The 12,191-nt window shown below is 51.2% G+C and carries 8 protein-coding genes and 1 pseudogene; 4 read left to right on the top strand and 5 right to left on the bottom strand.

Annotation, left to right across the window (positions count from 1 at the left end; genetic code table 11):
* Window positions 1–319: 319 nt before the first annotated feature.
* A complete protein-coding gene (locus tag SIB41_RS09610) occupies window positions 320–1,546 on the bottom strand; it encodes an FAD-binding oxidoreductase (protein ID WP_413358479.1) in 1,227 nt (408 codons plus the stop codon).
* Window positions 1,547–1,560: 14 nt separating this feature from the next.
* On the opposite strand from SIB41_RS09610, the gene SIB41_RS09605 reads away from it, so the two are divergent.
* Window positions 1,561–2,949: a four-carbon acid sugar kinase family protein gene (locus tag SIB41_RS09605; RefSeq protein WP_413358476.1), complete on the top strand. Its 1,389-nt coding sequence runs from the start codon at window positions 1,561–1,563 to the stop codon at window positions 2,947–2,949.
* On the opposite strand, the gene SIB41_RS09600 is transcribed toward SIB41_RS09605, so the two are convergent.
* From SIB41_RS09600 to SIB41_RS09590, 3 genes are all read right to left on the bottom strand, one after another.
* Window positions 2,833–4,278: a (Fe-S)-binding protein gene (locus SIB41_RS09600; protein ID WP_413358473.1), complete on the bottom strand. Its 1,446-nt coding sequence runs from the start codon at window positions 4,276–4,278 to the stop codon at window positions 2,833–2,835. The two genes, SIB41_RS09605 and SIB41_RS09600, sit on opposite strands and share 117 nt — an antisense overlap.
* Before the next feature lie 299 nt (window positions 4,279–4,577).
* The gene (locus SIB41_RS09595) at window positions 4,578–6,425 is read right to left on the bottom strand and encodes a hypothetical protein (RefSeq protein WP_413358470.1); all 1,848 of its coding nucleotides are present in this window, start codon (window positions 6,423–6,425) and stop codon (window positions 4,578–4,580) included.
* 137 nt (window positions 6,426–6,562) lie between these two features.
* Window positions 6,563–7,987, bottom strand: coding sequence for an NADP-dependent isocitrate dehydrogenase (locus tag SIB41_RS09590; protein WP_063400973.1), 1,425 nt, complete (start codon window positions 7,985–7,987; stop codon window positions 6,563–6,565).
* Between the two features lie 141 nt (window positions 7,988–8,128).
* Between SIB41_RS09590 and SIB41_RS09585 the strand changes: the two genes are divergently transcribed.
* Window positions 8,129–9,103 carry a glycosyltransferase family 2 protein gene (locus SIB41_RS09585; RefSeq protein WP_063420521.1) on the top strand — a complete coding sequence of 325 codons (975 nt, stop codon included), beginning with the start codon at window positions 8,129–8,131 and terminating at the stop codon, window positions 9,101–9,103.
* On the opposite strand, the gene SIB41_RS09580 is transcribed toward SIB41_RS09585, so the two are convergent.
* Window positions 9,088–10,395 carry a ChbG/HpnK family deacetylase gene (locus tag SIB41_RS09580; RefSeq protein WP_413358469.1) on the bottom strand — a complete coding sequence of 436 codons (1,308 nt, stop codon included), beginning with the start codon at window positions 10,393–10,395 and terminating at the stop codon, window positions 9,088–9,090. The genes SIB41_RS09585 and SIB41_RS09580 overlap by 16 nt on opposite strands.
* Before the next feature lie 481 nt (window positions 10,396–10,876).
* On the opposite strand from SIB41_RS09580, the pseudogene SIB41_RS09575 reads away from it, so the two are divergent.
* Window positions 10,877–11,008 (top strand): annotated as a pseudogene (locus SIB41_RS09575) (biliverdin-producing heme oxygenase); the annotation flags it as partial.
* 106 nt (window positions 11,009–11,114) lie between these two features.
* A complete protein-coding gene (locus SIB41_RS09570; protein ID WP_413361501.1) occupies window positions 11,115–12,191 on the top strand; it encodes a glycosyltransferase in 1,077 nt (358 codons plus the stop codon).

Below are 12,191 nucleotides of genomic sequence, written 5' to 3'. Positions count from 1 at the left end.
GATTGGACTTGCCTTGCATGCATCCTTGCGCAAAGGACTTGGAGTCTTGGCCTTGATGGTCTAATCATTTTCTAAAAGTTTAATATGGGATATGTTGATCTCTGCGGTGGTCATGGCTTGGATCTAATCTTTTAGGGTTTAAGTTAATTGATTGATATACTTGGGTGCGATTAAAGACTTGGGAAGAGGTCTGGCCGTTTAGATCTTGTGCCTGGTAGTTGTTTATATGCTAGTGCCATCTTCAGGGTTTAAGTTTGATAAGATAGCCCTCTTCTCGATGCTTTATTGAGGCATTCCGCCATGTCTACTTGGCCGTTGATTAACCACAAACTCCTGGCAATCGGCCTCTTGCTAGTTGTTGCTTCGGATCGAATTGTTTCTTCACAGCTTCAATCAGTGGCCTTGAAGGTGCATCCAGCCAAGCAGGGAGGTGATCGCCAGCTTGACTGGGCTGCTGCAGGAGTGTGAGCTGGCCACCGAGGCGAGCAATCTCGTGGCGCAGCGCGTTGAGATCCTCGCTTTGGCTGATTCCTTTGGCGTTGGCTGGTGATATTTGCCAGCCGTCGCCGATGCCAGCGCCAGCGGCAAGCTGCCAATGCCAGCCGTTGAGGGCTTGCAGTTCTTTGCTGGCGATCAGCCGGTGAATGTTGCTTGGTCGCAGCGCTACCCGTACCAGCCAGTGGCTGCTATCGAAAGATCCTTCAGATGGGTGTGGCTCTTGATGGGGGCCGAGCCAGTCAAGCTGTTTTGTGCCCAGTTGATGTTGATTGGCGAGGGCTTTGAGGTGGCCTATTTGGTCGTTGACGGCTTGATCGCTCACGCTGGCCACGCCGATGTTGAGATGCCAGTCTTCTAAATCTGTTTTGATCCAATCGCAGTATTCTGGGGTGAAGCTGGTGCGCAATAGTGCAGCTCGCCATGCTTCCAGTGCTTCCAGAGAACCATCAAGGCGAAGGCCGATGTGTGCTGGGCGGATTGGTTGGCAGCGCAGAGTGAGTTCCGTGATCAGAGCCAAGCTGCCCCAACTGCCGCACAGCAGGCGCATGAGGTCATAGCCAGCCACGTTTTTGACTACCCGGCCTCCAGCATGCGCAGCAATGCCATCGCTCCGCATGAGTCCGATTCCGATCAGTTGGTCGCGGATACCCAGATGCCGCTGTCGCAAACCGCCGGCGAGGCCACGAGCCACCAACCCACCCAAACTTCCTGCACTGTTGGGATCTGTATTGGCTTGGCTTCCCCTGGGCCAGTTGACGGCTAGCCATTGATGGCGTTCTTTCAAAACCATTTGTAGTTCTGCCAGCGGCAGGCCGGCTTCAACAGTGATCGTGAGGTCGTCGACAGCGTGATCAAGGATGCGATTGAGACCACTCACACTGATTGGTTGTGAAGGTATCTCCACAGGCGGCCCCCATTGCAGACGGCTGCCAAGACCACAGGGCAGCCAGGGGGTTGCTGCCGCATGCAGCCCCGCAACAAGATCGGCCAGTTCATCTGCCGTAGCAGGTGCTGGCACGTTGGCGGTATCGGCGAAGAACGTGTTCACGTCACGATGGTGCCATGAAGATTGTGGTGCTTGATGACGACCCCACCGGCTCCCAGACTGTGCATGGCTGTCTGCTGCTGCTGCGCTGGGATGTTGATGTGTTGCGGCATGGGTTGCGCCACCCTTCGCCACTCTTGTTTGTGCTGGCCAACACACGTGCGTTAGCCCCTGATCAGGCGGCATCCCGCAATCGTGAGATTTGTTCTGCTTTGCGGCAAGCATTCGCGGCGGAAGGCATGTCTCCAGCTGAAGTTGTTGTGGTCAGTCGCGGTGACTCCACGCTGCGCGGTCATGGCGTTTTGGAGCCTGAGGTGATCGCTGAGGAGCTTGGCCCCTTCGATGCGACGCTGCATGTTCCTGCCTTCCTCGAAGGAGGGCGTACCACGGTGAATGGCGTGCATTTGCTTGATGGCAAGCCAGTGCATTCCAGTGCTTTTGCCAAAGATCGCTTGTTTGGTTACAGCACAAGTGATCTCCCTGCTTGGCTAGAGGAGAAAAGTGGTGGGCAGATCCGAGCTCAAACTGTTCAGCGCCTCTGCCTTGCGCAGTTGGATGCGGCTGTTGACAATCAAGATGCTGCGAAGCCATTGCAGACAGGCCGCACAGAGTTGCGTCGTTGGTTGGCTCGGCTTCATCACAATCAGTCTGTGGTGGTGGATGCGGAGCGTTCTGAGCAATTGCTGGCCTTAGCAGAAGCGGTCAGGCAGTTGCTTGGTCATAAGCGTTTTCTGTTTCGCTCTGCAGCAAGCTTGCTCAATGCGTTGGCAGATCTTGCACCCCAACCTCTTGCTGCTGATGGTTTGGTTGGCATGCGACGTAGCGATCACTTAGGTCAACGATGGCCTGGGTTGGTGATGGTTGGTTCCCACGTTCCTTTGGCTGATGCTCAGTTGGAATGTTTACTCGAGGCGCCAGAGTGCATGGGGGTTGAATTGCCAGTTCCCCGCTTGGCGCAGATCTTGCAGAGGGGCGTGTCTGATGGGCGCTTGGCTGAATTGGAGCAGCATTGCTTCAATCAGCTTGGCGAGGCGCTTGCCATCGGTCGTACACCGGTGTTGTTTACGAGTCGCGGTGAATTGGATTGCTCAACATCAGCGGCAAGGCTGAGCTTTGGCGTTGCTTTGGCTCAATTGATGGCTCGTCTGGCGGCTGCTCTCGCGCCGAGGTTGGGCTATTTGATCAGTAAGGGTGGAATTACAACCCACACTCTCTTGGCAGAAGGGCTGGGCTTGGAGATAGTGCAGCTTGAGGGGCAAATCTTGCCAGGCTTGTCGTTGGTGCGGCCTTTAGCTGGAGATGGCTTGGTTGATCTGCCGATCCTTACCTTCCCCGGAAATCTTGGCAATGAAACCACGCTGTTGACCGCCTGGCGTTTGATGGAGGCCGGCGGCACAGGCCAGTAGTTCCATTGGATGGGCAACTGCTACATCACCATTCAGATGACGGCGGAGTTGCAAGGTGCAGCCAATGTTGGCGCTGGCAATCAGTTCAGCTCCAGTGTTGCTGAGGTCAGCAACCTTGATTCTCCCCAGCTCGGCAGCTTCTTGCGGGTTGACCAAGTTATAAATTCCGGCGCTCCCACAGCAAACTCCTGCTTCTGTGGCTTCACTCAAAACTAGATGGGGAATGGCCTTCAATAGTTGTCTTGGTTGGGCTTGGATTCCTTGGCCATGAATCATGTGGCAGGCATCGTGGTAAACAACTTTCAGAGGAGTTTGGGGGCTGGCAGGCTGCCCATTGTGATGGGCAAGAGGCTGAAGGTTTTGCTGAAAGTTGCTGTCGAGACCGTGTTCCGCCAGGAATTCATGCACATCGAAGACGGGAATGTTGAAGCTTGCTGTTGCGTTGAGGAGTTCGCCGTAGGCCTTCATGGTGTGGCCACAGCCCGAGGCGGCCACCAGCACAGCCTCTAAGGGCTCGGCTCCAGCAGGTCGCCCTGGGCCGACAACATTGGCAAAGCTTTTGACAAGCTTCTTGGCTAGCTCTCGGGTTTGGTTGAGTTGCCCCTGGTGGTGGGAGACGGCGCCGCAGCAGCCTTGATCTTTTGGCACAACGACTTCAAAGCCATTGGCTTGCAGCACGGCAATAGTGGCTTGGTTCACGTTGGGATCGAAGCAACGTTGCACACAGCCAAGAACAAGCCCCACTCTGCTGCGGCGTTGACCTGTTGCGGGGTGGAGAACCTGCAGATCGTCCTGAAAATTTTCTGCTGCAAGAGCAGGCAACAAGGCCTCCATCGCTTCGAGTTGGGGCCCTAGAATTTTGTTGATACCGAGGCGGCGGCTGAGTGCTTGTATTGGTGTCCCCGCGTAGGCACGCAAAGGTTGCAGAAGGGCGCGCAGTCGGCCGGGATAGGGGAGCAACTTCAGTAGAACTTGACGAAAGTGGTTCTGGCAGGGGCTGCGCAGTTCTGCTTGGTTCAGTAAAGGGCGCGTGGCCTCGATGAGCTGGTCGTAGCGAACGCCTGAGGGGCAGGCACTCACACAGGCAAAGCAGCCTAGGCAGGAGTCGAAGTGGCTAGCGACGGTGGCATCAAGCTCCAGCTCACCGTTGTCGATCGCCTTGAGGGTATGGATTCGCCCTCGTGGTGAATCCATTTCAGTGCCCAACACTCGGTAACTTGCGCAGGTTGGCAGGCAGAAACCACAGTGCACGCAGGGGTCGGTGGCGTCTGCTGGGAGACGGCTCAAGACCTTGTCATTTTGGTTTGGCGTGACGTCAACAGAGGTCATGCTTTGAGTCTGGCGACTTCCATGTCGCTCTGTCGCATGCCGGCAGTATGTGCCATCACTATTGGCGATCGTTCTCAATACCGTTGGCTGTTGCCTGAAGATTTGCTTTTTGGCACCAACTTTATGATTTCTTGCTCATGCTACTTACTCAGGATAAATATTGCCGCTAGCATTTAGATGCACTGCCAATTTGATGGAAAATATCCTGGATTTTTGGGCTCCCAAGAGTTCGAGGTATGGGCATTGCTTGCAAATTTGAATCAGTATTGCAGATCAACCTTTTGAAAGGTATCAGGAGCTTATTTTAAGCGGACAAATAATCCTTTGTTAGGCACAATCTGATCTTTGTAGATAATCGTAAACTGCCTTTGTTCTAAAATTGGATCTAGCAGGCTTTTGTTTTGGTCAATGCTTGCAACAATGTCTCCTGATTTAGGTAAGTACCTTTGACCCTTGTTGATACCGTCCTTAATTAAATAAGTTTTTGTCTTTGAATCGTATTCAATCAGCCTATCATATTTTAATTGTCCCAGGAACCGCTCGCGTGAAAGCCTCGATTTCTCGTTGATAATGAGGTTGACCTCGTTGCCAATTCTTTTGATCTGTCTAAGGGTTTCATCCAAATGTTCGAAATTTGCTTGATTAGAAATTTGCTCTAGTTTTATCCATTTTGCAGTTTTGTAAACGCTTGAAATCCTGAGCGCTGAGAACTGCAAGTGTTCGCATATGAGAATTCCAGCCGCAAATATTATGCTGGTGAAAAGAGGTTTATTCGTATTTAAGTGATTTTTAATCCATGGCTCAATCCATTTTGACCATGCATAAGCAGCATTGATGATAATGACTATTTGGAGGGGAAATGATTGATAGTCGTCTGCTTTCAGGCGTGTTAGGCCAAGAAGAGCTGTCCCATAAATAAACGCAGCAATATTAAAAGAATCAAGTATGTTTAATGTGACTAATTTTTTTATAGCCATCCATAACCTTGTGATGGTTATGAGGCCTAAAGCTGTGATCCGAATGTCGAGATTCAGATTGAGTTGATTCCCCTCAATGTAAAGACCTTCACTTGCATAAACTCCTGGAATTAAGGAGAGAACTACATAGCTTGCAATGAATACTGGAATAAGAAGAAGAATGTAGAGATCCAGCTTGTTGCTTTTTAAGAGTTTGCTGAATAGGCCTTTAAGATGGTTCGGGCCAAAAGCTGACATCTTCTTCGCCTCTAGCGCAAGATTCACGATAGAAGGCGTTACGAAGAGAAGGATGGCTATATCTTTAGTTAAAGATCCTATTGATGCGAGAATAATTGCCGTGTAGAAAGTTGTATTTTTATTCTCTTTAGCGTGTCTAATGTAGCAATATAAATAGGCTGCAAAAAGTGTTCCCACTGTTCTCTCGGAGTAGATGACGTGGAAAAACGTAAATACTGTAGAAGGGTGAAAGAGAAGGATTATGGTGATAAATATTGCTAAGCTTGACTGATTAGCTTTTCCTTTTATTGAAAGGTTTTCGACGATTTTTGTGCAAAAGAAAACTATTAAAAAAAGCTGGAATGAGCAAAAAAGTAGCCAGGTCTTGATTTGAACTGTGAACCAGCTAAGAATGTGTAAATCCTGATGGGCTAGTGGGAAAAAGCGAAAATCGCTTCTCCTCATTGTTTCGTTGACAAAACTGTAGCGGATTGAAAAATTATCTAACAGGTTTCCATTGATTAGGTCTGGATACCAGCCAATCATGTCGAAGTAAAGGTAGGAAGAACCATAGATTATTGCTATTGCATAGCAGGCAAGAAGGATTGAAGTCAGTGGATTCTTGCTTCCGAATTCGATTAAGTTTTTCAAGAAAGGGCGAGTTGATTGATATTGACTTTTGTTCTTTTTGTAATGTCGACGTGCAAGCACTGTCAGCTTGTACGTCCCGGTTAATATGAATATTAGAAAGAGGTCGTGTGCGTATCCGAGATATAAGCGAATTAAAGCTTTGCCTTCACTTGAATTGGCTGTTGGTAGTAAGTGGTTGTTTTTGTGAATCCAGATTGCCAGGCATATTCCGATGCCTGCAATTAAGCTGCTAATTGTTATGAGGAATATTGGCCATGGAAATTGTAAATTACTTTTTGAGTATTTCTTTTTTTGGATTGCCATTTTAGTGATTTAGAGCTCTTGATTTCCGAGTTGGAATTTATGAGATTTGGCTTATTGTTTATGTAGCGATTGATTGTATTCGGCGATAGCTTTTGAAGGCTGGCTAGGCATGGCTGAAGGGCAAGGTTAGTTGCGTTTCAGAATCGTTTGATGATCGTTTCAGCGAAACCACTACAGCTCACAGGCTCTACTGGCGGGTCCATCAGGCGAGCCAGGTCATAGGTGATCTGTTGATTGGCAATCGCAGCACTTAGCCCTTTTGTGATCAAGTCTGCGGCTTCTTGCCAGCCCAGAAACTCCAGCATCATCACGCCGCTGAGGATGACCGATCCAGGGTTGATGCGATCAAGGCCGGCATGCTTGGGTGCTGTTCCGTGGGTTGCTTCGAAAATGGCAGCGTTCTCGCCGATGTTGGCTCCCGGGGCCATGCCTAAGCCGCCCACCATCGCCGCAGCGGCGTCGGAGATGTAGTCGCCATTGAGGTTGAGTGTCGCGAGAATCGAGTATTCCTGCGGCCGCGTTTGGATCTGCTGGAAGATGCTGTCGGCGATCCGGTCATCGACAAGCACCATCGCTTTCCATTGGCCGTTGCCATGACTGGTGCCGATGGCATCCAGCACGGCGAGTACTTCGGCATCGATGCTGGCCTTTTTCTCAGGAGTCAGGCTGTCGTAGCCAGGTTCGATCATGCGGGCATTGGCTTGGATGGTCAGTTCTGGATCGTTCTCAAGATTGCCGAGAATCCAGCTCTCTCGTTCGGTGACGCACACATCGCGGAACTCGCTTGTGGCGAGTTCATAACCCCAGTCACGGAAGGCTCCTTCCGTGAACTTCATGATGTTGCCTTTGTGCACCAAGGTGACGTGGCGTTTGTCGCCCTTCAGTCGAAGAGCATGTTGGATCGCTTTGCGGATATGGCGCTGGCTGCCGTGCTTGCTTACCGGCTTGATGCCGATGCCTGAGCCTTCAGGAATCTGGCGTTTGCCCAGCTTGCCGTTGGCTGGAATGACGACTGCGTTGAGATGTTCGCGCAATTTCTGGCCGACTGGATCATCGGCTTCCCATTCCACCCCCATGTAAATATCTTCCGTATTTTCTCGGTAGACGATGACATCAAGATCCTGAGGCCGTTTGTGGGGGCTGGGTGTGCCGTTGTAGTAGCGACACGGGCGGACGCAGGAATACAAATCGAAGATTTGACGTAGGGCCACATTGAGGGAACGGATGCCGCCACCGATTGGAGTCGTGAGGGGGCCTTTGATGGCGACCCCATAGGTGCGGATCGCTTCAAGGGTGTCCTCTGGTAGGTACTGGTAGGTGCCGTAGAGATCGCAGGCCTCGTCGCCTGCATATACCTTGAACCATTCGATACGACGCACCCCTTGATAGGCCTTTGTTACAGCTGCATCCAGCACTCTTTGGGTCGCGGGCCAGATGTCGACACCTGTGCCATCGCCGCGGATGAAGGGAATGATTGGCTCGTTGGGTACGACTGGCTGGCCGTTCACGAAGCGGATGGCCGTGCCCTGGCTTGGTGTGGAGAGCTTCTCGAACTGAGCCATGGAAACGTGCTCGACGGTGACGCGTGCTGAGGCGAGCCTATGCCTTGGTGGTGGCCCTGACGACCAGGCTTCAGAGACTTAGCTTGAGCTTGCCAAACTCTTCTCGAATTCAGTAGTGCAGTTCTACGTCCATAGAGAGTGATGGAGATGTCATCAATCTCAGAGCGTTTGCCTGGTCAGATCTGGGTAGTAGCGGCTTGTTTCAATGAAGAGGCTGTGATCTGTCAGTTCATAGAACGAGTGCTGGCCTTGCCGGAAGTCAGTCATTTGTTGCTGGTGGATGATGGCTCACGTGACGCCACGGTGGCTCAGATCCGCATATGGCAGCAGCGATTTGTTGGTTCTAAGGCTTCTATTCCAGTCACTTTGTTGGAGCTCACAAGGAACTTTGGTAAAGAAGCGGCAATGCTGGCTGGCTTGGATTATGCCCAGGGTCACTGCGATGCTGTGGTGCTGATTGATTCAGATCTTCAGCATCCGCCAGAGCTGATTACGCAGATGGCTCAGGCTTGGCGTGATGGTGCTGAGGTTGTCACTGCAGTCCGTGACGATCGTGATCAGGAATCAAGGTTGAAAGTAACAACTTCCTCCTGGTTCTACAGGGTTTTCAATCGGGTAGTGGATTCCATTCAACTGATTGATGGGGCAGGAGATTTTCGTTTACTCAGTGCACCAGTTGTGCAAGCCCTCACTCAAATGCGCGAATTCAGTCGTTTCTCCAAAGGTTTACTTCCTTGGACCGGATATCGCAGTCTCGAGCTGAGTTATAGCAGGGTGAAACGAATGGGAGGTCGTAGCTCCTGGAGCCCCCTGAAGCTATGGAGCTATGCACTCGACGGCATCTTTTCCTTCTCAGTGATTCCTCTAAAGATTTGGAGTTTTTTGGGCCTTGTAGTTTCCTTGATTAGTTTACTTTACGCTGCAGTTATCATTTTGATCACGATTTTTAATGGAGTTGATCTTCCTGGCTATGCCTCACTCATTGTGGCGGTTCTGTTTTTTGGGGGCATTCAATTGATTGGTATCGGTGTACTTGGCGAGTACATCGGTCGGATCTATGTGGATACCAAAGCCAGACCACACTATTTCATTAGGGCCATTCACGGTTCACTTTGAGTGGAGGCACTGGCTTGTAGTTTTTTGACTGCTTGCCACTCCATTTGACGCCATGAGGATGAGAAAAATGTACGAGATAAAGGGAAATCTGTTAGGCCTTTATGAATCTCTTCTGGCTTTAGCGCTGCAGCTGGATGCGATAGCAGCAAAGGTTTTGTGTGCGGTGGTGAGAATGAAACAGATTTGAGTTCTTGCCAAGCGGCTTTGAGCGGAGCATCCACCATTCGCCCTGTGAAAAGTACGCCGGCAAATCGGGCGTTGGTAGCTACTAACGCTTTGCGCAGTCGTGGTAAAGCCATGCGAGTGAGGGTTTGCAGCACAAGCCACTTCAACCAGCCACCATTCGTTAGAGCTATTAGCCAGAAGCGTGATGACAGTCCAGTGGGCAAGGGCTCAGCAGTGGTGCGTAACCAGCTGATGCCTTGTTCAGGGGCTAGTTCGAGGATCACATCGAGCACGATGGGCACCAGATGCACATGTTGATGGCCATCAATGGCGATGATGGTGAGTCCAGTGAGTTCTCGAAATCGCTGGACTTGAGAATTCAGTTCACAGCGAATTTGCCTTTCAAGTCGTCGTCGTTTTGGTGCATTTTTAGGTAGGCATGATGCCAGCATTAACGTCCCAAAAGAGCATTTGAGCCGCCCTGAATTATCAATGAGTTCATAGACTTGTTGAGTGGGCGCTACTGCTCGACCTTCGCTTAGGCAGAGGTGCAAGCAAAGTTGAAGGCTGGGGTAGCTTCTACATTGTTCAATAGCGGACTCAACGGCATTGCCGTTGACCAGCAGGCTGGCGCTGTCGAGCTGCCTGGCCGCAGCAAGAGCAAGGATGGCGGTGTTGGTCGCGTTGGTGAGACCTAGGTCATCGGCATGCAGTTGAGGCTTCGTCTTGTTAGATCGTTGGTGCCGGCGCATGCTGAATCGGGCGGCCCTTGACCAGATCAAAGCATTGAGCAATGTCGGTGTAAAAACCAGCATCACTGTGGTGATGGGTAGTGAAGCCCAAGGGCTGAGCGCCAATGGCAACAGTGCGCTCACGCTGACATTGACACTGAACTGCAGAAGCAACCAGCGACGTGCGAAGCGCTGTCCAGTTGTTTCTGAACGGAAGGTGTACAGGGCATGGCCTAGATAGCTGATCAATGAGGCGGCCAAGAAGCCACTGAGGTTGCTCAGCCAGAACGGTATGAGCTTTGCCATGAGCACCAGCAGCATTGCGTGTATGGCTGCAGCTGCTAGTCCGACTAGTCCATAACGCCCTACCCGTGCAGCCAATGGCTGCAAACTCATGAGAGCACAGTTTCAAGGACTGTATTCATCGTTTTGAGATGATCGAGTAGCAATAGACATGACATGGCAGAGCGATTCCTCATCAGGGACAACATCAAAGTGCCGCAACCGTAATGGCATGGCACTGATTGATCCTGCAAGATTGGTACGCTTTAGGAGACTGGATGCAGTCCCTACAAGATGAATCACTTGGAGTTTGCTCAGGGCCAGATTGAATGGTCATGTTTTGAGTCCGCATATATCAGCCGCTCAATCCATCTTCATTTGCTGATGGGATGATCCAGAGATTTGCAGTTGGTTTGAGGGTGAGCCCCTTGATCTTTCTCTACTAATACACCTTTGGAGCTCGTTGCTTTAGTACCGCCTTGTTGATGCAAATCAACAAGGCGGCGAGGTTCTTCTTAACTCTCTGCAATCGATGACTTCATGAAGCACCGGCTATTTTTCATGTCCTTTCACCTTTGAAAGCTTTGTTTCCCCAATTGCGGTAGCCCTTGCGAGCGCACTCAGAGAAGGCACTAAGGCAGCCCATACGATGGCCGAGAACACTGATTTCGTGAGCTCTTTCCTTAAAGACGTGGTTTATCTCTCCAGTTATCGCAACCTGGTGGCTGCAATTGGAAAGGTCTTGTTTGTGGATTCCTCGGTGCCGCCAACGAGGTGGCAGCACCGACGATGCGGTGGTCTGAGGAGCTTTGCAATCGTCAGATTTGAGCAAACTGCGGCATAGTTCTGCATCGGTTAGTCCACTCGCCCCTGTGCGTCGCGTCTTTTTTCTGGTTCCGGGGACTACTGATCGCTATCGCTGCGGTGGTCTTTCAGTGGCGCTCCATACCGCAAGGTTGGTGAACAGGCTTATTCCTACTGATTTGGTGACCTATCGGAACCGTCAGGACGATTATCTGTTTTTGGATGATCTTTTGCAGCAAGAACCAGCTCAAGGGGAAATACTTTGGGTGGTGAGCTGGGGGTTTGAAGTGCCGAAGTTGTTGCGGCGTCTAAGGGGGCGGCATGTGGTTTATCACGCCCATAGCAGCGGTTATGGATTTGATCTTCCATCAGGGGTTCCTGTCTTCGCTGTGAGCAGGAATACCCTTGGCTACTGGGGTGACCGGGCTCCTCGCAACCCTCTGTTTTTGGTGCCTAATGCTTTAGAGCCCTATTGGTTGGAGAGAGGTGCTCGGCTTGGAGAAGCTGTGGCTGAAGCTGGAGATCGCCCCATCGATGTCTTGGTGCAGGAGCGAAAGAGTAGCCGTTATGTGCTGGGGCAATTGGTTCCTGCCTTGAGAAAGCTGGGGTTGAAGGTTGTGGTTCAGAGTGGCTGGGTGGAGGATCTGGTCGCTCTGTTCAACGATTCCAAGGTTTATATCTACGATTCGGCTGAGTATTGGCGGAGTAATGGCCTGAGTGAGGGCTTTGGTTTGCCCCCTCTGGAGGCGATGGCTTGCGGCTGCGTTGTGTTCAGCAGTTTCAACCATGCGCTCGCCGATACACTTGAGCCGAGTGTGGTGGGCCATCAGATTGGTTGCGGCAGTCTCGCCTGGGATGTGCGGCGGATTTGCGAATCTGTGCGAGAGCCGGCGGCTTGGCGTCCAACTCAGGAGCGGCTCAATCAGCTGTTAAGTGAACATACGGAAACGGCTTTGATGTCGCGTTGGAGATCGGCGCTGGCTGCTATTGAGACCATGCCGTCAGATGAACTGCCCCTCAGGAGGTCTTCACCTTTTGTGTTGCGATGCAATCGAAAGGTTGGTCGATTATTGAGGCTCTTGAGAAAGCTGATCTCTCGCAGCTAA

Origin of the sequence: Prochlorococcus sp. MIT 1201 (assembly GCF_047303415.1) — a bacterium.
GTDB classification, from domain to species: Bacteria; Cyanobacteriota; Cyanobacteriia; order PCC-6307; family Cyanobiaceae; genus Prochlorococcus; species Prochlorococcus marinus_D.
This window is presented reverse-complemented; position numbering and strand designations above follow the sequence as displayed.

What these genes read in the sequence shown, in the direction of transcription:
- SIB41_RS09605 (WP_413358476.1), top strand. Translation starts at nt 1,561, where the DNA reads ATGAAGATTGTGGTGCTTGATGACGACCCCACCGGCTCCCAGACTGTG.
- SIB41_RS09600 (WP_413358473.1), bottom strand. Translation starts at nt 4,278, where the DNA reads ATGACCTCTGTTGACGTCACGCCAAACCAAAATGACAAGGTCTTGAGC.
- SIB41_RS09595 (WP_413358470.1), bottom strand. Translation starts at nt 6,425, where the DNA reads ATGGCAATCCAAAAAAAGAAATACTCAAAAAGTAATTTACAATTTCCA.
- SIB41_RS09590 (WP_063400973.1), bottom strand. Translation starts at nt 7,987, where the DNA reads ATGGCTCAGTTCGAGAAGCTCTCCACACCAAGCCAGGGCACGGCCATC.
- SIB41_RS09585 (WP_063420521.1), top strand. Translation starts at nt 8,129, where the DNA reads ATGGAGATGTCATCAATCTCAGAGCGTTTGCCTGGTCAGATCTGGGTA.
- SIB41_RS09580 (WP_413358469.1), bottom strand. Translation starts at nt 10,395, where the DNA reads ATGAGTTTGCAGCCATTGGCTGCACGGGTAGGGCGTTATGGACTAGTC.